This is a genomic window from Enterococcus sp. AZ095a, assembly GCF_050546735.1.
GTDB lineage: Bacteria > Bacillota > Bacilli > Lactobacillales > Enterococcaceae > Enterococcus_D > Enterococcus_D entomosocium.
In genome coordinates this window covers 3,313,257-3,332,494 of record NZ_CP172953.1, presented here as the reverse complement: position 1 = coordinate 3,332,494, position 19,238 = coordinate 3,313,257, and the positions used below count along the sequence as shown (strand labels likewise).

Annotated in this window: 18 protein-coding genes and 1 riboswitch; of the genes, 13 read left to right on the top strand and 5 right to left on the bottom strand. The window is 46.4% G+C overall.

Translation table 11 applies throughout. From position 1 onward, the window contains the following. Positions 1 to 316: 316 nt before the first annotated feature. From IGJ26_RS15430 to IGJ26_RS15410, 5 genes are all read left to right on the top strand, one after another. Positions 317 to 631 (top strand): rhodanese-like domain-containing protein, encoded by a 315-nt coding sequence (locus tag IGJ26_RS15430; RefSeq protein WP_086316654.1) that lies wholly within the window; start codon positions 317 to 319, stop codon positions 629 to 631. 2 nt (positions 632 to 633) lie between these two features. After that, positions 634 to 2,292, top strand: a complete 1,659-nt coding sequence (locus IGJ26_RS15425; protein WP_430599717.1) for an FAD-dependent oxidoreductase — start codon at positions 634 to 636, stop codon at positions 2,290 to 2,292. Next, on the top strand, positions 2,285 to 2,584 hold the full coding sequence (locus tag IGJ26_RS15420; protein WP_005233232.1) for a rhodanese-like domain-containing protein: 300 nt from the start codon (positions 2,285 to 2,287) through the stop codon (positions 2,582 to 2,584). Before IGJ26_RS15425 ends, IGJ26_RS15420 begins: the two co-directional genes overlap by 8 nt. After that, on the top strand, positions 2,581 to 2,841 hold the full coding sequence (locus IGJ26_RS15415; protein ID WP_005230585.1) for a metal-sensitive transcriptional regulator: 261 nt from the start codon (positions 2,581 to 2,583) through the stop codon (positions 2,839 to 2,841). Before IGJ26_RS15420 ends, IGJ26_RS15415 begins: the two co-directional genes overlap by 4 nt. Before the next feature lie 331 nt (positions 2,842 to 3,172). Further along, positions 3,173 to 4,489 (top strand): MATE family efflux transporter, encoded by a 1,317-nt coding sequence (locus IGJ26_RS15410; RefSeq protein ID WP_194199879.1) that lies wholly within the window; start codon positions 3,173 to 3,175, stop codon positions 4,487 to 4,489. A 70-nt stretch (positions 4,490 to 4,559) separates the two neighbouring features. Here IGJ26_RS15410 and IGJ26_RS15405 read toward each other — a convergent pair whose 3' ends face one another. Continuing rightward, positions 4,560 to 4,766 (bottom strand): hypothetical protein, encoded by a 207-nt coding sequence (locus tag IGJ26_RS15405; protein WP_008380254.1) that lies wholly within the window; start codon positions 4,764 to 4,766, stop codon positions 4,560 to 4,562. Positions 4,767 to 5,129: 363 nt separating this feature from the next. Beyond that, positions 5,130 to 5,870, bottom strand: a complete 741-nt coding sequence (locus IGJ26_RS15400; protein WP_008380252.1) for an SDR family oxidoreductase — start codon at positions 5,868 to 5,870, stop codon at positions 5,130 to 5,132. A 165-nt stretch (positions 5,871 to 6,035) separates the two neighbouring features. On the opposite strand from IGJ26_RS15400, the gene IGJ26_RS15395 reads away from it, so the two are divergent. Beyond that, on the top strand, positions 6,036 to 6,473 hold the full coding sequence (locus tag IGJ26_RS15395) for a MerR family transcriptional regulator (protein WP_086298802.1): 438 nt from the start codon (positions 6,036 to 6,038) through the stop codon (positions 6,471 to 6,473). Positions 6,474 to 6,614: 141 nt separating this feature from the next. Here IGJ26_RS15395 and IGJ26_RS15390 read toward each other — a convergent pair whose 3' ends face one another. The 3 genes from IGJ26_RS15390 to IGJ26_RS15380 all read right to left on the bottom strand — a co-directional run bounded on the left by IGJ26_RS15390 (position 6,615) and on the right by IGJ26_RS15380 (position 9,690). After that, positions 6,615 to 7,364 carry a SagB/ThcOx family dehydrogenase gene (locus IGJ26_RS15390; RefSeq protein WP_086298800.1) on the bottom strand — a complete coding sequence of 250 codons (750 nt, stop codon included), beginning with the start codon at positions 7,362 to 7,364 and terminating at the stop codon, positions 6,615 to 6,617. Between the two features lie 288 nt (positions 7,365 to 7,652). Beyond that, complete coding sequence (locus tag IGJ26_RS15385) at positions 7,653 to 8,753, bottom strand: iron-containing alcohol dehydrogenase family protein (RefSeq protein ID WP_005233244.1); 1,101 nt, start codon at positions 8,751 to 8,753, stop codon at positions 7,653 to 7,655. After that, entirely contained in the window at positions 8,689 to 9,690 is a 1,002-nt protein-coding gene (locus tag IGJ26_RS15380; RefSeq protein ID WP_005233246.1) for a bile acid:sodium symporter family protein, read from the bottom strand. Before IGJ26_RS15380 ends, IGJ26_RS15385 begins: the two co-directional genes overlap by 65 nt. Before the next feature lie 600 nt (positions 9,691 to 10,290). On the opposite strand from IGJ26_RS15380, the gene IGJ26_RS15375 reads away from it, so the two are divergent. The 7 genes from IGJ26_RS15375 to IGJ26_RS15345 all read left to right on the top strand — a co-directional run bounded on the left by IGJ26_RS15375 (position 10,291) and on the right by IGJ26_RS15345 (position 19,238). Then, positions 10,291 to 10,926, top strand: coding sequence for an NAD(P)H-binding protein (locus IGJ26_RS15375; protein ID WP_005233250.1), 636 nt, complete (start codon positions 10,291 to 10,293; stop codon positions 10,924 to 10,926). 343 nt (positions 10,927 to 11,269) lie between these two features. After that, complete coding sequence (locus tag IGJ26_RS15370) at positions 11,270 to 13,918, top strand: HAD-IC family P-type ATPase (protein ID WP_430599715.1); 2,649 nt, start codon at positions 11,270 to 11,272, stop codon at positions 13,916 to 13,918. A 194-nt stretch (positions 13,919 to 14,112) separates the two neighbouring features. Continuing rightward, a riboswitch (FMN riboswitch) is annotated at positions 14,113 to 14,251 on the top strand. A gap of 112 nt (positions 14,252 to 14,363) precedes the next feature. Next, entirely contained in the window at positions 14,364 to 15,440 is a 1,077-nt protein-coding gene (ribD, locus tag IGJ26_RS15365) for a bifunctional diaminohydroxyphosphoribosylaminopyrimidine deaminase/5-amino-6-(5-phosphoribosylamino)uracil reductase RibD (RefSeq protein WP_005233255.1), read from the top strand. After that, positions 15,425 to 16,012: a riboflavin synthase gene (locus tag IGJ26_RS15360; protein WP_005233260.1), complete on the top strand. Its 588-nt coding sequence runs from the start codon at positions 15,425 to 15,427 to the stop codon at positions 16,010 to 16,012. Before ribD ends, IGJ26_RS15360 begins: the two co-directional genes overlap by 16 nt. Further along, complete coding sequence (gene ribB / locus IGJ26_RS15355; protein WP_430599714.1) at positions 15,990 to 17,201, top strand: 3,4-dihydroxy-2-butanone-4-phosphate synthase; 1,212 nt, start codon at positions 15,990 to 15,992, stop codon at positions 17,199 to 17,201. Before IGJ26_RS15360 ends, ribB begins: the two co-directional genes overlap by 23 nt. Positions 17,202 to 17,222: 21 nt before the next feature. Continuing rightward, positions 17,223 to 17,696 carry a 6,7-dimethyl-8-ribityllumazine synthase gene (gene ribH, locus IGJ26_RS15350; RefSeq protein ID WP_005233264.1) on the top strand — a complete coding sequence of 158 codons (474 nt, stop codon included), beginning with the start codon at positions 17,223 to 17,225 and terminating at the stop codon, positions 17,694 to 17,696. Positions 17,697 to 18,164: 468 nt separating this feature from the next. Further along, positions 18,165 to 19,238: a FecCD family ABC transporter permease gene (locus tag IGJ26_RS15345; protein WP_005233272.1), complete on the top strand. Its 1,074-nt coding sequence runs from the start codon at positions 18,165 to 18,167 to the stop codon at positions 19,236 to 19,238.

Sequence of the window (19,238 nt, the reverse complement as noted above, 5' to 3'; positions counted from 1 at the left end):
TTTTTTATCTGCTGTTTTTTTGAGAGGAGCATCGTTTTTATTCTGAGGTCGTGAAAAACGTCTTTGACGAAGTGACCTTGTAGTGTGTTATTTTTTACTGCATATCTTTTTGTTTATTATAGCACTGAGGCTGAGGGGAAGGAAATATGTGGCTTTTTTTCCTCTTGCTTGATTGGTACATGTCCGATACATGACAGTTTATCGAGTGGGGAGCAACGCAACAGCAAGTTTCTTTTCTTAAAGAAAATCACTTAGTTGACAAATAGGGAAACATCTTGTTTAATATACCCCGAGGGGTATAAGAAAGGAGCAAGAAATGTTTTCATTATTTAAACGCATACCAAGTATGTCAACAGCAGATTTACAAAAAGAAGGAGCCAAAGAATGGACGGTTCTGGATGTTCGCACGCCGGCGGAGTACCGTAGCGGGCACATTGCCTACGCCAAAAATGTACCGTTAAACAAGATTGCGGGCTTCACTAAAAAAGGTGACAAGAAACTGGCAGTCATTTGCCAATCAGGGATGCGAAGCAAACAAGCAGCCAAAATCCTAAATAAAAAGGGGTTTGATGTGGTCAATGTTCGCGGTGGCATGAATCAATGGCGGGGAACAACCAAAGGAGGAAAGTAACGATGGAAAAAATAGTTATTGTCGGTGGGGTAGCAGGAGGAATGTCTGCAGCAACGCGCTTACGTCGGCTTAAAGAAGTAGCGGAGATCATTATTTTTGAAAAAGGTCCTTTTGTCTCTTTTGCGAATTGTGGACTGCCGTATGCCATTTCTGGTGAGATCGAAGAGCGAGACGCCTTATTGGTCCAAACACCTGAGGCATTAAAAAAACGGTTTAACCTAGATGTACGGCCTTTTCATGAGGTACTGGCGATCGATCCGCAGGAGAAAACGGTCACGGTCAAACATGGCGAACAGGTCTTCACGGAATCTTATGATGCGTTGATTTTATCGCCGGGGGCAAAACCGCTAGTACCAGCGATCAAAGGGCTAGAAGAAGCAACCAACGCCTTTTCTTTGCGCAATGTTCCTGACTTAGACCAAATCATGGCACATCTTGAAGACAAAAAGCCTCAAAAAGCGACGATCATTGGCGCTGGGTTTATTGGGTTAGAAGTCGCTGAAAATTTACATAAAAAAGGCCTACAAGTAACGATCGTGGAAAAAGCACCACACGTATTGCCACCTTTGGATGAAGAAATGGCGGCGTATGTCAAAAATGAATTGATCAAGCAAGGGGTCAATGTTTTGACCTCGCAGTCAGCGACCGCTTTTGAAAAAGCAGGGCAAGAAATCGTTCTGGAGGATGGAACGGTTCTGGCTTCAGATATCACGATTCTTTCGGTGGGTGTCCAACCAGAAACGGATTTGGCAAAACGTGCCGGTATCCAATTAGGACACCGGGGGGGTATCCTGGTAGATGAGCAATACCAAACCAGCAAGAAAGACATTTACGCGGTGGGAGATGCCATCGTTGTGAAACAACAAATCACTAACGAAGACACGCTGATCTCCTTGGCGTCACCGGCCAATCGCCAAGGTCGGCAAGTGGCTGATGTATTGGGAGGACTGACTCGCAAAAACAAAGGCAGTATTGGGACGGCGATCGTGCGCGTATTCGATCTTGCCGCAGCGTCCACTGGGTTGAGTGAGCGCAGTGCCAAACTGGCGGGGCTAAATCCTCAGGTGGTTCATCTTTCAGGCAAAGACCATGCTGGGTATTATCCTGATGCGACGGATATTTATTTGAAATTGATTTTTGATGCTGATACTGGAAACATCTACGGTGCGCAAGGCATCGGTGCCAAAGGGGTCGATAAACGGATCGATATTTTAGCAACAGCGATCAAAGGTGGCTTAACGATCTTTGACTTGCCTGAACTGGAATTCACCTACGCGCCGCCTTTTGGCTCAGCGAAAGATCCAGTGAATATGATTGGCTATGCAGCGATCAATCTGGCAGAAGGAATCAGTGAGAATATCCAATGGCACGAATTGACGGAGGCCTTAGAAAACGGTAAGCAGTTGTTGGATGTTCGTTCAGAGATGGAATTAGCCAATAATGGGCGTTTTCAAGAGGCGCTCCACATTCCGTTAGATGAATTGAGAAATCGGTTGTCTGAATTGGATCCAAGTGTTTCGTATGTTGTTACGTGTCATAGCGGATTGAGAAGCTACATTGCCGAACGCATCTTAAAACAAGCGGGCATCAATTGTCAAAACCTCGATGGTGCCTTTTCGTTGTATAATACTATTAAGCCGGAGATGATTATTCATGATTAAAGCAATATCTATGGAGGAATTTACCCAAAAAGAAAAACGTGAGGCGCTTGAGATCCTTGATGTCAGAGAAGTTGATGAGTTTGCACAAGGACACATCAAAACAGCACAAAACCTACCGTTGAGCGAGCTGACGGAACAGATCAGCGACTTAGAGAAGGATAAAAATTACTATGTCATCTGTCACTCAGGGACTCGTTCGCAAATGGCGTCTGAGTTTTTGAGCCAGCAAGGGTTTCAAGTGACCAATGTCCTCGGCGGCATGTCAGCATGGAGAGGAGAAATCAAACGATGACCGCATGCAACAAAGATATTTTGAATCGGTTAAAACGAACCGAAGGCCAGTTGCGGGGGATTCAAAAAATGATCGAAGACGAGAAAGAATGCGTCGATGTCATCACGCAATTGTCCGCCGTCAGTTCCAGCGTCAACCGTATTATGGGAATCATTGTCGCTGAGAATTTGAAAAATTGTTTGGAAAATCCAGACAGCGACACGGAAACCCAAAAGCAGAAAATCGATCAAGCCGTTCAGCTGATCGTGAAGAAATAGCGGGATTTTTGAAAGGTTTGTCGCGTTTTTTATCATCCCATAGAAAAGGTTCAGAAGAGCAGTATGTTCTTCTGAACCTTTTTATTCTTCATCAGTGATTGCTTGTCGACACCAATGGAGGAAATAAGCGGAGCTTGTCGGGATGTTTTGTTTTTTAATTACGAAGGAATATACACCGAGAAGGCTGTATGGTTAAATGGAGAGAGAAACGTCAAAACGCCTGATGGGTCGTTGAGTATTTGCGACTATTAACGATCGCTTGTATTGTGATGTGAATCACAATTAGTGGGTGGGCGTTGTTCAGTTATTGCGAAGGAGAGAGGAGAGCTTCTTGAACAAAAAAATACAGTCTTTTACATTGCCTTTGATTGCTTCCAATTTGTTTCAAATCATTATTGCACAAGTTTCCTTAGCGATTATTTCAAGAAGATCCACGGAAGCGCTGGCGGCGATCGCACTGATCGACGGGTTTCTCTATGCTTTTGCGGGTATCTTAGGTGCGATTGGGCTGGCTTTTAATATTTATGGCGCAAAGGCAGTCGGGCAAAGAGAAGAGACGCAGTTAAATGATTATCTGTCGTCGGTTCTTTTTTTAGTAGTCGCGATCGGTGTGAGCTTTTTGCTGATTTTCCTGCTTTTTGGACGAGACATTTTACAGCTTGTTTACGGATTTAGCGGGGAGCTGCTAGGAACTGCGACGTTGTATCTTGCAATCATGTCCCCCTATATTTTACTTACGTTAGTCACGTTTGTTTTTACTAGCCTTTTAAAAATTGAAAAGAAAACGAACTACATCCTCGGTGTTTCGATCATTAGTGCGTTGGTACAGGTGTTGCTTAGCTATTTATTGATCAACGGCAATCTCGGTTTTCCCGCCATGGGGGTCTTAGGCAGTGGCATCGCAAATATGCTTGCGACTTTGTGCTTGCTGGGGATTTATGGGGTTCTTTTAAGAGAAAGTCTAGCAAGAGGGCTAAAACAAAGACCACGAAAACGCGCCTTTTTATTGAAAAAATCGATCCCCTTAATGATTCAGGAATGCTTTGAAGGCTTAGTCTTTATTATTGCTTTTGAAGCTTTCGTCTCACGGTTGGGTGTTAGTACGCTGGCCGCCTATGCGATCGGCAGCCAAGGATTGATGATCGCACGGTTGCCTGCTTTGATGTATGGCAACGCAGTGACCGTCTTTGCGAGTGAGGCGAATGGTCAGAAAAATCGTCAGAAGATTTTAGCAGTGGGAAAAAGTGCCTTCGCTTCTTCTTTCGTGGCTTATGTTGGAATCGCCAGTCTGATCTGGGGCTTTCGTTCTGCTTTTTTCCAGTTGTTTACTACAGATGTAGCTGTTTTAGACTTGTTGCCAGCTATTTTGCCAATCATGCTGGGGATAATGCTCGTCAGTCCGTTATATGAAATCACAAAATACTTATTACAAAGTTTGGAGTGCAGTCGCATGGTTTGTCTGTTGACAGGATGCGTCAACAGTCTGGTTTTAATGGGAATCACAGGCTTTTGGAGCAGTGGGCAGCTGAACTTTTTCTTCCTCTACTGTCTATACGGTTTGAATTTCCTGATTCTCGGCAGTTTCTTTGCAGGGCTGTTTTATTGGACGATCAAGCAGCGTTATCCTCAAGGCAAAGGACGCCTTTGAGGGGGATAGAAAAAAGCGAAGGTGCTGCTGATCCTTCGCTTTTTCGTCGCCTACAATTGGACAGGGGAGATTAATTGTGGCTGACTTCTTCGTAAAAGATAGCATTGCGTTCTGCAATCAGTTGGGTTTCCCTTCGCTCTAATTCGAGAAAGGTTTCGTCTGCCAGCAATTCGGCAGCAGAGTAGCCGGCCGCCAAGAAGTTTTCTGCATAGGTCAATTTCTGATTCGTGATGTTTCTTCGTTGCTCGGCAATGACGAGCAGCTGTTTCACATTCATACACTCACTCCATTCTTTTATAAAAAGCAAGTACTAAAAGAGGACAGCTAATAATACTTGCAAGTCAACGTTGAAGGCGGGATATCAATCATGCTCGGCTATTCATAAATAAGAGAAATACGGTAGGTTCGTTTCTGATTGGTCGTTTTATACGGAAGCTTTGTACTAAGTATAAAAAAATTTCCCCCGTAGCAACAGAACCTAGTCGTTTACATAAAGCAACGATTGGTTTACATTACTCGGACAAGCGGGTGTTACAAGAAAAACAAGTAATTTTTCCTAGGGGAACGGCGGGATTTGACGACAAAAAAACCTGCGATCGCCTCAGGCGGATAGCAGGTTTCACGGGCTAGTAGAAATAGCTTAAACGGTTTGTTTTGCTGGGCGCAGCAAGACTTCGCTGATCGCCACATGTTTGGGCTGTTGAATGGCATAAACCACTGCATTTGCTACATCTTCTGGCGTTAGGCTGTTGCCTTCTACGCGAGAGGTTTCTTTCAAGGCTGCTTCTAGTTGAGCATTACCTACGGTTTCAAACAATTCCGTGGAGACCATTCCCGGAGAGACGATGGTGGAGCGAATGCCATGTTCACGTTCTTCTTGGCGCAAGCCTTCCATGATTGCACGAACTGCAAACTTTGTCCCGTTGTACACGGCAGATCCCGGGTAAATGACATGTCCAGCAACTGAGTCAGTGGCGATGATCAAGCCATCTTGTTGTTTTTGCATGATGGGCAGCACAGCGCCGATCCCGTTCAATACCCCCATGATATTGATATCCAGCATTTTTTGCCAGCTGTCATAGTTCAACTCTGCCAAGTTTCCTTGAGGCATGATACCAGCATTATTGAAAAGGACATCAATACGACCAAAGGAGGTCATGGCTAAATCAATGACTTGTTGGACTTGTTCGCGATTCGTGACATCGGCTGTTTGATACAAAACATTTTCTCCTAGTTTTTCAGCCAGGGCTTTAATGCGCTCTTCGCGGCGGGCTGCGATTACTACTTTTGCCCCTTGTTCGGCTAGCTTAACGGCGGTTGCTTCCCCAATTCCCGAAGAGGCTCCCATAATTACGATAACTTTTTCTTTGATTTCTGTCATTTGTATTTCCTCCAGTGAATGATTTTTTCATCGAATCCTGCTGCTGCCAAACCCAAACCTGCGAGATGACGGGTGATTGACAGTACAGTGCTTGCGGTGTATTTTTATTGTAGAACCTGAAGTTAGGTTTAGGTCAAGGGAGAAACAAAATTTTTTTTAGGAGCGATGCAAGTGAGTTACTCGATTGGTGAAGTATCAAAAACGACTAACATCCCCATCTCGACACTACGTTACTACGATCGAGAAGGAATGTTTCCGAATATGGCCCGTAGCAATGGCGGCATTCGGGTGTTTTCAGAAAAAGAAGTAGCGACGATCAAAGTGATCGATTGTTTGAAGAATACCGGCATGCCCATCAAAGACATCAAGAATTTCTTGGATTGGGGCGAAGAAGGCGATGCGTCTTTGCAGAAACGACAGCAGCTGTTTCATGAACGTTTGGAAGAAGTCACCAAGCAAATGGCAGCCTTGCAAGAAACGATGAATACGATCAAATACAAATGCTGGTACTACGATACAGCGATGGCAGCAGGTACCGAGGCGGTAGTAAAAGAGTTGCCGCTAGAAGAAATACCAGAAGAAGTCCGATCATACAAACTGTAAGTCCATCGAAAAACCACCTGCTGTTTTTGCAGGTGGTTTTTCGATTCTACTGGTTTTGCTGGGAAAATCAACCTTGCCAGTTGCCGTTTTCTAATGAAAGACTGACAATCCTACGAAAATAGGCTCTGTTATTCAGTAGCGCTACTCAATAACCCCCACTGGAATCAAATAGCGGGGTTCATTTTCCGTCGGCAGTTGTAATAATTCTTTGAGTTCATGATCCGTGAAGGCGCCGATCGGCACAGCGCCTAAGCCTAACGCTTGGGCTTGTAAAAGGACGTTTTGGGCGGAATGACCGACTTCGATATAGGCATAGCGTTCGATTCCTCGGTCCCCATAGCGCTCAATCAGTCGTTCATAAACCACTGTATAAAGCAATGTGGCAGGTGCCCGTTGGATCGCTTGCTGATCCAACGAACCTTCCGCCAATGCGGTCCGAAAATCACCAGCAAGGATTTTTTCTAAGGCATGTTGCTCAGGTTGATACAGATAAAGCCCTGGCTCAAGCCCCGTTACCTGTGTGACCACGACATAGAGGTCTAAGGGATACAAGGCACCAGCCGAAGGCGCTGTCCGGCGACCATCTTCTGTAGTGACACCGGCAGCGGCCCATAAAAGCTGTGCCAGCTGTTCTTGTGTTAGCTCAGTGTCTTGAAAATCTCGTTGCGAGCGCCGCTCGAAGAGAGCTTCCGCCACACTGGTTTCCCCGTCTAAGATCGGTTGCGGCAGTGGAAAGGTTTCATAGGAAACCGCAGGTTCAGAAGAAGTGGCGGTGTTGGTAGTCGGTTGTTCTTCAATCGGTGCTGTATCCGCACTGCAGCCAGTGAGGAGTAAGCCCAGCATCCAAAGAGCGCCTAAATGAGCAAAGCGAAATCGTTGGTAACGGGTCATGAGGGTTCCTCCTTTTCCTAAGGACTTCGTGTTATTTATAAGTATAACAAGGATTGCTTTTTCATGCGCTTTTATTCACAAGTAGATAATTAGGGAGGTAAGCAGTCTCTCAGTCGTATCATAGGCTGATTGTGCTTTTTAATATTTTCTAAAGACCTAGATAATGAGTAGTATCGTATTAACTTGCTATGAATATTTTTTATGAAATCCAAACCGACTGCAATCAAACGTAAGAGAAAAAAAGGCCATACAAAAACCCTCCAGCAACGAATTGCTGGAGGGTTTCATTTAATTGGCAGCTGCCAATGACGCTTGGTTTTGTTTGGCATGGTAGGCTTCTACGTCTAAGATTGCTTGTTTGAACATTTCTCGCGTGATCTCATAAGGCACGTGGACGATATCATTGGTGGTCATTGCTTTATCTAAGATTGCCTCAAGGTCGCTGGTGGCGTTAAGACCCATATCTGCTAAGCAAACCGGCAGTTTGTTTTCCTTCATAAAGGCGTAGATGCGCTGGAAGAGGGCCTCTTGCTGATCGAGTTGCAACAAGGCCAAAACACCGTAACTAACGGAAGCACCATGTAAATAGTCTTCCATTTTTTCCAAAACGGTCGTTCCGTAGTAAAAGGAATGGGCAAGGGCGGAGTTGTAATCATTGATGACTAAGACGGAAACTAAGCCGGTAGTCACGATGATATCCAAGACGACTTGCTCAATGGCATAAGATGGCTGATTGGCGGCACTGTCTTTCAAGGCTTGTGTGCCGTATTGCAATAAGCGTTCCGTGCACATTTTGCCGATTTGGATGCCTAACCCATCGGTGTAGTCTAACTCATCGCCCCGCGCTGAAAACGTCGATTCGATCTCTTTGGAGAGGGCATCGCCGATTCCTGCCCATAAGTACTTGTCGGGAGCCTGGGCGATGATCTCACTGTCGATAAAGGCATGGGTCGGTGGTTGCGAAGGGAAAAACAGCCCTTGCATCTCGCCGTTTTCTTTATAGATGACACAGACCGCGGTGACTGGTGAGCAGTTGGAGCCGATCGTTGGAAAGGTGAAGACTGGTTTGCCTGCTTTTTCTCCAACCACTTTGACGGTATCGCAAACGCGGCCGCCGCCAACGGCGAATAGAACATCGGCGGCTTGGACGCTTGGATTGGCTAACAGCTGATCGACGTTTTCATAGGTCGAGTTGCCGCCGTACCACAAGGTATCCGTCACTTTGACTGCTGACGTTAAACCGGCTTTGATCTTGTCTTCGGCTTTTTCAAGGGCGGTTTTTCCGCCGATGATCACGGCATTGGTGCCGTATGGTTTTACGATCTCATTTACTTTTTCGTAGGCGTCCGCCCCGATTGTGTAGTTTGGCAAAAAGATACTTTGACTCATACTGTTTTCCTTCTTTCTTGGCCACGAGATTGGCTAAAATTGGTCCGGTAATTTGATGGATCACCATGCCGACTGCGGCAGGGGTAACGGCTGCAGCAATGGCGGCAAAGTGGGCATTGGCTAACGAGATCGCTAGGCCGGTATTTTTCATTCCTAATTGAAACATGATGGATTTGGCTTGGGTGGCACTGACGCCCATCACACGGCTCAGACCATAGCCTGCACCGTAGCCGATCAAGTTATGGAGCAAGACTAAGAAAATCACGATCAAGCCAGATTGGACGATGACGGCACCGTTGCGAGCGACAGTTCCGGCAACGATCAATAAGATACTAACGGAAGAAATCAACACAAATGATTGCAGAAATCGCTCGATGTGCTTGGCAATGAGTTTGTGGACGATCACCCCTAAAATGATCGGCAAAAGCACCATCTGCAAGACAGACAAGAGCATTTCCCAGAAGGAGATCTCAGTATACTGACCAGCCAAGATGTAAACCAAAAAGGGGGTAACGACGGTCGCTAACAAGGTCGATACCGTGGTCATGGAAACGGTGAGGGCGACATCGCCTTTGCCGATAAAGGTCATGACATTGCTGGCGGTTCCACCAGAAACGCAACCTAGTAGGACAAACCCGATGATCAAACCGGAAGAAAGACCAAACAGCTGCGCTAAGCCGTAAGCCACCAAAGGACTGATGGTGAACTGGAAAAGCACTCCTAAGATGAATGCTTTAGGCTGTAAGACGACCATTTTAAACGCAGCAACGTTTAAAGTCATCCCCATACAAAACATGATGATGCTCAGAAGAATCGTTGTACGAGGCGGAATCCATAAGAAGGGTTGCGGGAAAAAATAAGAGACGATCATCAATAAAATCATGATATAGATCAAATACTTGTTTACAAAAGCAGCGATCGTGTTGACGGTTTTCATAAGAAAAAATCATCCTTCCTTTTTCTGCATGACCAATCAAGTGTTCAAACAGAAGGGGTCTTTAGAATAAGTGCAGTGCATAACCGTGGGGAATCGGCAGCAGTTGTTCAACGAGCGTTTTCGGATCTATCTGACATCAATGTGTCAGCTTGCAAAAGGCCGCTTCCTTGAAAATGGGTATAAAAAAACACTCCATCTCAAGAAGTTGATCTTCTTTTTGGATGCAATGTGAATAGGGACTCTTTGAATGTATAAATCAAACAGTCCCGGCTATAATAATAAAATAATTCGTTTGCTATCATTGGTGCAGGTCATATACGCCACCGTCCTTTTCTTTATTTGGAATTTTCTAAATATTTAAATTATTTTTACCTAGTCTACAAAAGAGTCAAGGCTTTGTCAATCGTTTGAGAAAATTTTTTTTCATTTTTTTGGGTGTTTTTTTAAAAACATGGGTTTCTATGGGGAAAAATAGCAAGAATTGGTTTGTGCTGTGCCTTTTTCTCCTTCGTTTAGAAACAGAATAGTTGTTGGATCTAGGTTTTTGTCCTACGATGATACTAGAAAGAGTTGGAAAAAGAATCGAGAGGAGTAAAGAAAATGAAAATTTTTGTCGTTGGTGCTACCGGACGGGTGGGCCAAAAATTGATCGCCTTTCTAGAAAAACAAGGACACATCGTTTATGCTGGTGCGCGCAGCAGTGAGAAAATCACAGAAACGGAGAATATCAAGCCCGTGTTCTTTGATTTACACACGGAACCGGAAGAGATGGCGGCCAAATTCGCAGATGCGGAAGCGGTATACTTCGTGGCGGGTTCCCGAGGCAAAGACTTGCTGCAATCTGATCTGTATGGTGCGGTCAAAGTGATGCAAGCCGCTGAATCAAAAGGAATCAAGCGCTACATCCACCTTAGCTCAGCCTATGCCTTAGAACCTGAACAGTGGCAAAGGGAAGGCATGGCGTCATTGATGGATTACACGATCGCCAAATTTTTCTCTGATCGCTGGCTGATCGACAATACCTCACTAGACTATACGATTTTGCAGCCGGGTGCGTTGAAAGAAACACCAGGATCTAGTTTGATCGAGATCAGTGAAACGACCTCTGGTGCGATCCCGATCGAGGATGTCGCCGTCTTGTTAGGTGAAATGCTGGAACGCCCAGCAACTTATCAAAAAGTCATCAAAGTCCAAGCAGGAGAAACACCGATCAGCGAGGCACTGGATCAGCTTTAAGGCGTGCCTTTGGGCTTGAAGAGAATGTACTGAAGGAACTGCACGGCAGCGAATCGTTGTCGTGCGGCTTTTTTTCGTAAAAACTTTGAGATGCCTCTTCATTGCTATGAAAGCGATGACTCTTGACTTTGGAAAAATAGTTTGTTACGCTTATTGCTAACTTTAGAGGGGGTGGTAAACGAATGTCAAGCGACTCGAGTGACGGTGAGCAGAAACACTATTTTGACTTGCCTTACTTTTTAATTGAATAGGAGACCAACAACAGCGCGTTATTTAGGAGCAGTTTCTAAATAAGGGGCTTATTTGTGTTATCCATCAATGAAAAAGAAAAGGAAGAAAAAAAATGAATAAAAAAGAGTTTCAGTTATCAGTGTCAGAAACAATCGAACAGTATCAGGTGCCCTCTATCGATCAAGGATTGACTGAGGCACAAGTAACCGAGCGGTTAGAAACCTACGGATTGAACCAATTAGCGATCAAAAAAACCGCCAAGTGGCGGTTGCTGCTGCGGCAATTCCATAACACGATCATCTACATTTTGATTTTCTCCGCCATCTTAACGCTGCTGATGGGGCATTTCTCTGATGCCGTGATCATTGGCATCGTCGTACTGGTCAATGCGTTGATCGGTTATTACCAAGAAGCAAATGCTTCCGATGCGTTAGAGCGGATCAAAGAGATGCTATCAGCAGAAGCCACGGTCTATCGGAATGGGATTCGTCAAGATATTCCAGCTGCCGAAGTCGTTCCAGGGGATGTCGTATTCCTAGAAGCTGGTGACAATGTGCCCGCAGATCTGCGGATCATCGAAGCCGACAACTTGCGTATCCAAGAATCCGCCTTGACTGGTGAAGCCGATTCGGTGGAAAAAATAACAGATGCCTTAATGGATGAAGCAACTCCATTAGCGGAACAACGGAATTTGGCGTTTGCTTCGACTTCCGTGACGTCAGGAAGCGGGAAAGGGATCGTGATCGCTACTGGCGTCACGACTGAAATCGGGAAAATCTCAGCTGAAGTCAATCAAACGGAAGAACGAAAAACGCCATTGATGAAAGAGATCGATGGACTGGGGAAAGGCATCACCTATGTGATCATGGGCGTGGCGGTCTTGCTATTTGTTGTCAGCTTGTTCCAGCAAACCTATGCGATCTCTGTCTTATCCTTAGCCGTTGTCACCATGATCGTCGGCTCGATCCCAGAAGGATTGCCAGCAACGACCTCGGTGGTTTTGGCGATGGGTGTCAGCGACATGGCAAAAAACAAGCACACCATCATCAAAACGCTGCCAGCGGTTGAAACGCTAGGCTCAGTGGATGTGATCGCGACGGATAAAACAGGTACCCTGACCAAAAATGAAATGACGGTCAAAGACATCGTATTGGCTGAGCAGGAATATGAAGTGACGGGTGACGGCTATGCGCCGGTGGGAGAAATTCGTCCAAAGCAGGAGGACGTCCACGCGCAAGACACCTTGCAGTTGTTTTTGGAAGCTGGTTACGAAGCCAACGATACGGTACTGGTCCCAGAAGGAAATCACTGGACGATCAATGGGGAACCAACAGACGGCTCCTTTTTGACGCTTTATCATAAGCAATTTGCCTATCCGCAAGCACCTGCTTACCAAGAGCGGGATATGCTGCCCTTTGATTCGGACAACCGCTACATGGCGAAACTAGTGGCAAACCCTGCGGGGGAACGTTTGTTATTTGTTAAAGGCTCCCCAGATAAATTGTTTGAAATGGTGCAAAAACAAGCGGCGCCTTTTGATGAAGCCTATTGGACAGGCCATGTCCGCCGCTTGTCGGCAGAAGGCAAACGAGTGGTAGCGGTGGGCTATCAGAAAGTTTCGATCGATCACATTGATGAAACGATTTTTGAGCAAGGGCTGCAATTACTGGGAATCGCTGGGATCATCGATCCGCCGCGAGAAGAAGTGATTGCCTCCCTGAAGGAAATGAACCAAGCCGGTGTTCAAGTGAAAATGATCACTGGGGATCATCCTCTGACCGCCAAAGCGATTGGGGAAAAGCTTGGCTTAGCGGATGAGATTCACGTCGTGACTGGTGCCGAGTTGGATCAGATGAGTGAAGCCGAATTTCAAGATGCTGCCTTGACGAATCAAGTCTTTGCACGAACCACACCGAAAAATAAATTGGACATTATCAAAGCGCTACAAGCCAAAGGCAAAGTCACGGCGATGACAGGGGACGGCGTTAACGATGCCCCGGCGTTGAAGCGGGCGGATATCGGTGTAGCGATGGGGATCAGCGGCACGGATGTAGCCAAAGATTCTGCTGATATGATCTTGACCGATGACAATTTCGGTACCATGTCCTTAGCGATTCGCGAAGGACGCAGGATCTATGACAACATCAAAAAGAGCATTCTGTTTCTGTTGCCGACATCTTTTGCCGAAGGGCTGATCATTGCCTTTACGATCATGATGCAAAAAGAATTGCCGCTGCAGGCGACACAACTGCTGTGGATCAACATGGTTTCTGCTATTACGATCCAGTTTGCGTTTATCTTTGAACCAGCAGAGTCTGGGATCATGAGCCGCAAGCCGCGAAAGACAGGCAATAAATTGTTGAATCGCCACGATATTTGGCAGATGGCGTATGTATCGATCTTGATGGCAGTCATCAGTTTGATTGCCCATGACTGGCTCTTGCTGCAAGGCGTCAGCGAAGCCGTTGCCAGTACCATGATGGTCAATATCGTGGTCTTGAGTAAGATTTTTTATTTGTTCAACATCCGTACCAGTGCACCAGCGTTTTCTAAAGCTTCCTTCACCAATCCAAAAGCGTACGTGATCATTGGTGTGATGCTGGTTCTGCAACTGTTATTGACCTATGTTCCATTTATGCAAAGCGCCTTTCATACTGAGGACATGTCCTTGATTGGCTGGGTCATCTCAGCAGCTTCCGGGATGGTCGTCTTACTCGTGACGGAGTTCGATAAATGGCTTCGTTCGAGAAAAAATATTTAACCTAGGTTTTCTCGTATTTTTTTTCAGGCAAAATCGCCTTGCTGCAGCTTAGGAAAATGGCGGAACGACAAGGGATTTCTGCTGTCGCTGCTTTGGGGTTGCCAAAAGAAAAAGCCAAGATTAATTCCTATTGGCTTGTAATCAGGCCTATTGACAAACAAAAATGGTCGGGCTAAAATGCACATGAATTGAATAGTATTCTTCGGGGCAGGGTGTAATTCCCGACCGACGGTGACAAGCGCAATGCTTGAAGTCCGTGACCCGCATAGCTATGCGGTGGAGCCAGTGTGAATCTGGCACCGACAGTGAAAGTCTGGATGGGAGAAGAAAAACCACAAAATTTCAAGGGGCGCAGTGCGTCTAAAATTGATTTTTTGCCGGTCTTGTTTGTCTATGCCTCGTGAGATTCTCACGAGGCATTTTTTTATTGAAAGGAGGAAGGAAGATGCATAACGAATACATGCGTTTGGCGATCGCAGAAGCCAAAAAAGGGCGTTACCAAACCTTTACCAATCCGCTAGTGGGCGCTGTGATCGTCAAAGAGCAACGGGTCATTGCCAAAGGGGCTCACTTAGTCTATGGGCAGCCCCATGCGGAACGAAACGCCATCGAACAATGCCATTCCTCCGAAGACCTAATCAATTCGACTTTATACGTGACGTTAGAACCTTGCAACCATCAAGGAAAACAGCCGCCTTGCACCCAGCTGATCATCGACAGCGGCATCAAAAAGGTAGTCATCGGCCAGTTAGACCCTAACCCGATCGTGGCTGGACAAGGCAAGCGCTTTTTAGAAAATCAGGGCATCGACGTGTTGGTGGGTATCGAAGAAACAGAAGTGCGCCGTTTGAATCCACACTATAATTTTTACCATCAGCATCAGCTACCTTACGTGGCATTGAAGCAAGCGATCACTTTAGATGGTCGGATCGCTCATGATGCGCAGACCCGCAGTGCGATCACTGGTTCAGCGGTTTGGCAAAACGTTCATCAAGAACGTGGGGACTACCAAGGGATCTTAGTGGGCAGTCAGACGGTGTTGACGGATGATCCCACCTTATTGACCACGATTGAAACCAGCTTTCCGCCGATTCGCATCGTGGTAGACCGTCGGGGACGAACGCTGTCGCAACCCCAATTGGCACTGTTTGCCGACGATTCGGCACCTGTGTGGATTTTTACGCAGCAGGCAGCTGTCAGTGATTTGCCAGCGCATGTCTCAGTGATCCAGCTGGAAGAGTTGACGATCGCTGCATTGTTGAAGGAGCTTGCCACACGACAGGTCCAATCGCTTTACGTGGAGGGAGGCGCTGCGATCCATGATGCCTTTTTAGCCAGCGGACTGTGGCAAGAAAGCATTACCTATGTGGCGCCAAAGTTTCTTGGGGGCAATAGTCTCGCAAGTTTTACCAGTGAACGTACCCCGAAACAGCTGCAGCAGCTAACAGAGGTGACGGTGACAGCAGTTGGGGAAGATGTTTGCATCCGAGGAAGGAGACCAGAGGAATGTTCACAGGATTGATTCAGGAAAAAGGCCGCATCAAAGAGATCCGCAAGCAAAGCCGCACGATCCAGCTAACCTGCAGTGCGTCGGAAGGCTTGCTGGCGGATTACCAGATCGGAGACAGCATGGCGATCAACGGTACGTGTTTGACGGCGATCGCCAAACAAGCGATGACGTTTACGGTGGATATCATGCCGGAAACCTTTCAACGAACGACCTTTAAACAACTCTCGGTGGGTGCCGAAGTCAATTTGGAGCGAGCGATGGCAGCGACGCAGCGGTTTGAAGGCCACTTTGTCGCAGGCCACATTGATGTAACGACCCGTTTGATCCAGAAAAAGCAGTTGGAAAATGCCTTGATCTTGACGTTTGCTTATCCTGTCAGTGTGCAAGGGGAAATCATTCCGCAAGGGTCGATTGCGATCAATGGCGTCAGTTTGACGGTCACCCAGACGACGGCACAGGCCTTTTCCGTTAGCTTGATCCCCCATTCCAAAGACCAGACGACGCTGGGGCAGTTGAAACAAGGGGAGTGGGTCAATATCGAGACGGATATGATTGGGAAATATGTCAAATACCAACGAAAATGAAAGAAGGCAGACGATGCATAAAGTAGAACAAGCAGTGGAATGGTTAAAAAAAGGCGGCTTAGTGATTGTCGCCGATGATGAAAATCGGGAATCAGAAGGAGATTTGATTGGGATTGCTGAATACGCAACGCCAGAAGCCGTCAATTTTATGGCGACTTATGGCCGCGGCTTGATCTGTGCACCCCTCTCACAAGCGATCGCTGAAAAGCTGGCATTGCCTGCGATGACCGCCAATAATACGGATGCCTTTGGTACCGCGTTTACCATCAGTGTCGATCACGTGATGACGAGTACGGGAATTTCTGCGAAAGACCGGGCAGTGACGATTGAAAAGTTGGCTGATCCTGCGTCACAGGCTGCGGATTTTTATCGCCCTGGACATATCTTCCCATTGACCGCTCAACCTGGCGGCGTGTTGGAACGCAGAGGACATACAGAAGCGGCTGTGGATTTAGCGAAGCTTGCTGGCAGCGTGGAAGCAGCCTACATTTGTGAGATTTTAAATGAAGATGGCACGATGGCTCGGGTCCCAGAATTGAAAAAATTAGCAGAAAAATGGCAGCTGCCGTTTTTGACCATTGATGAGTTGGCGGAATATCTACGAGGAACTGCACCTATCACGGTGGATCTGCCAACGGCTTATGGGGCGTTCCAATTGACCTTATTTGAAGATGAATTCGGCAATGAACACCTTTTACTAGCCAAAGGCGAGATTCAACATACTACCGAGCCGCTGTTACTACGGATCCATTCAGAGTGTTTAACAGGCGATGTCTTCGGCTCTCATCGCTGTGATTGTGGCGAACAGCTGCAAGAAGCGATGCGGCAGATCGAAGCAAAAGGCCGTGGTGCGATTTTGTATCTACGCCAAGAAGGCCGCGGTATTGGCTTGCGGAACAAGCTCCGTGCCTACCAGTTGCAGGAACAAGGATTGGATACGTATGAAGCAAATATTGCATTGGGTTTTGCAGCAGATGCTCGTCATTACACGTTTGCTGCCGATGTTTTACGTTCCTTAGAAGTGCAGGAGATTCAACTGATGACCAATAACCCTGACAAAGTGAAGGAATTAGAAAGCTTAGGGATCAAGGTAGCAGAACGGGTTCCGCTGGAGATGCCCGCGCATAAAGAAAACAGCAGCTATTTGAAAACGAAGAAAGAAAAGTTTCACCATTACCTATCTATTTAATCAACCAAAGGAGAATGAGCGATGACAGTATTTGAAGGAACGTTTCAGGGAGAGGCAGTCAAAGTAGGGATCGTGGTTTCACGATTCAACGAGTTTATCACTTCCAAGTTAGTGGAAGGCGCCAAAGACAATTTGGTGCGTCATGGAGTCAAAGCAGAAAACATCGATGTGTATTGGGTACCAGGTGCTTATGAGATTCCGTATATTACCAAAAAAATCGTTGACCACAAACAATACGATGGGATCGTGACATTAGGTGCCTTGATTCGCGGAGCAACGACCCACTATGAATTGATCTCAAATGAAGTGGCGAAAGGCGTAGCCCAAATTGGTCTGAATGCCGACATTCCGATCATGTTTGGTGTATTGACGACTGAAACGATTGAACAAGCCGTTGAACGAGCGGGAACCAAAGCCGGCAATAAAGGCAGTGAAGCCGCTCAAGGTCTTTTGGAGATGATTTCGTTGAATCAGCAAATCCTTGGCAACGCATAGGTTTCACGTGCTAACAAAGGGAAGCTAGCAAGACAAAGCCTGCCTAAGCATAGGCTTCAGACTGGAGACAGACTTCGTACGAAATGAAGTCTGTCTTTTTTCATCATTAAAAAAACTGGATTATTTTGCCGAAGAATTTGCTTCTTCACGGATACCGTGTTTTCGATAGGTCAATGGAGAGGAAAACGCCCAATCAATCCCGAACATTAGAATAACTCTTATTTAAGGAAATTTTCAGAAAATTATTTACATTTCACAAAAGGTTCCTTATAATGACTCTATTCATTGAGAGTGATTCTCATTTGCAAATAGATGTCAAAGTAGCACATGACTTTGGCGCTTTTCATGAGAAGAACTTTTATAAGCGAAAAAACGCACAGATGCTTCTTTTATGATGGCGGCGAGGCAACACTCAGGTTGTTTTTGCTGTGAAATCAGAGGAGTTCGTGCTGAATAAAGGAGAATCACATGTCGGTAGGGTTGATTAAATCAAATCGTTGGATGGTGTCGACAATCATTTGCTGTGTTTTAGTTGTCGCCATTCTCTTATCTGCAGGAGTTGCTTTGGCAAACGGCCAAGCCAATATCACCCTTGGCGAAGTTTACCAAATTCTCTTCTATAAAATCAGCCATGGATTGGTTGGTGATCTTTCAGGCATTTCAGACGCAAACATCAATATCGTCTGGTTTGTTCGGGCACCGCGGGTCTTGCTTTCTATTTTTGTGGGGATGGGGTTAGCGATCAGCGGGGCAGTGATGCAGGCAGTGGTCCAAAATCCGCTGGCAGATCCATATATCCTAGGGATCTCTTCCGGCGCATCCTTAGGGGCGACCTTTGCCATCTTAGTCGGTTTTGGCGGCTCGGCGCTAGTCTTGCAGCTGGGCTTATCGTTTGGCGCCTTTGCAGGAGCGGGGATTGCGACCATTTTGGTGCTGCTGCTTGCCAGTATCGGCGGGAAAATGACTTCCACAAAACTTGTGCTGTCGGGGACGATCGTCAGTGCCTTATGTAGCTCTGTTTCAAACTTGATCATCTATCTGGCTAGCAATGCAGAAGGGATGAAGACCGTAGCGTTTTGGTCGATGGGCAGCTTAGCCTCGGCTTCTTGGAACAAATTGGGCTTTATCGTGGTTCTGGTTTCTTTGATCACGCTGTTCTTCCTGACGCAATACCGTGTTTTGAATACGCTTTTGCTGGGGGATGAAGTTGCTTCCACCTTAGGGGTCAAGCTGACCTTCTATCGTCGTTTTTATATGCTGCTAGCAGCGCTATTAACCAGTATCATCGTTGCGAATTCTGGTATGATCGGCTTTGTCGGCTTGATCATTCCTCATATCGTACGTGGAGTCAGCGGGTCGGATCATCGCCTGTTGATGCCTTTGACCGCTTTGACAGGCGCGTTGTTTTTGATTTGGGCGGATGTGATCGCCCGCTCGACCCTGCAAGGAGTCGAACTGCCGATCGGGATCATTACAGCGCTGATCGGTGCACCGATCTTTATCTATATCATTGTCAAACGGCAATACAACTTTGGGGGGTGA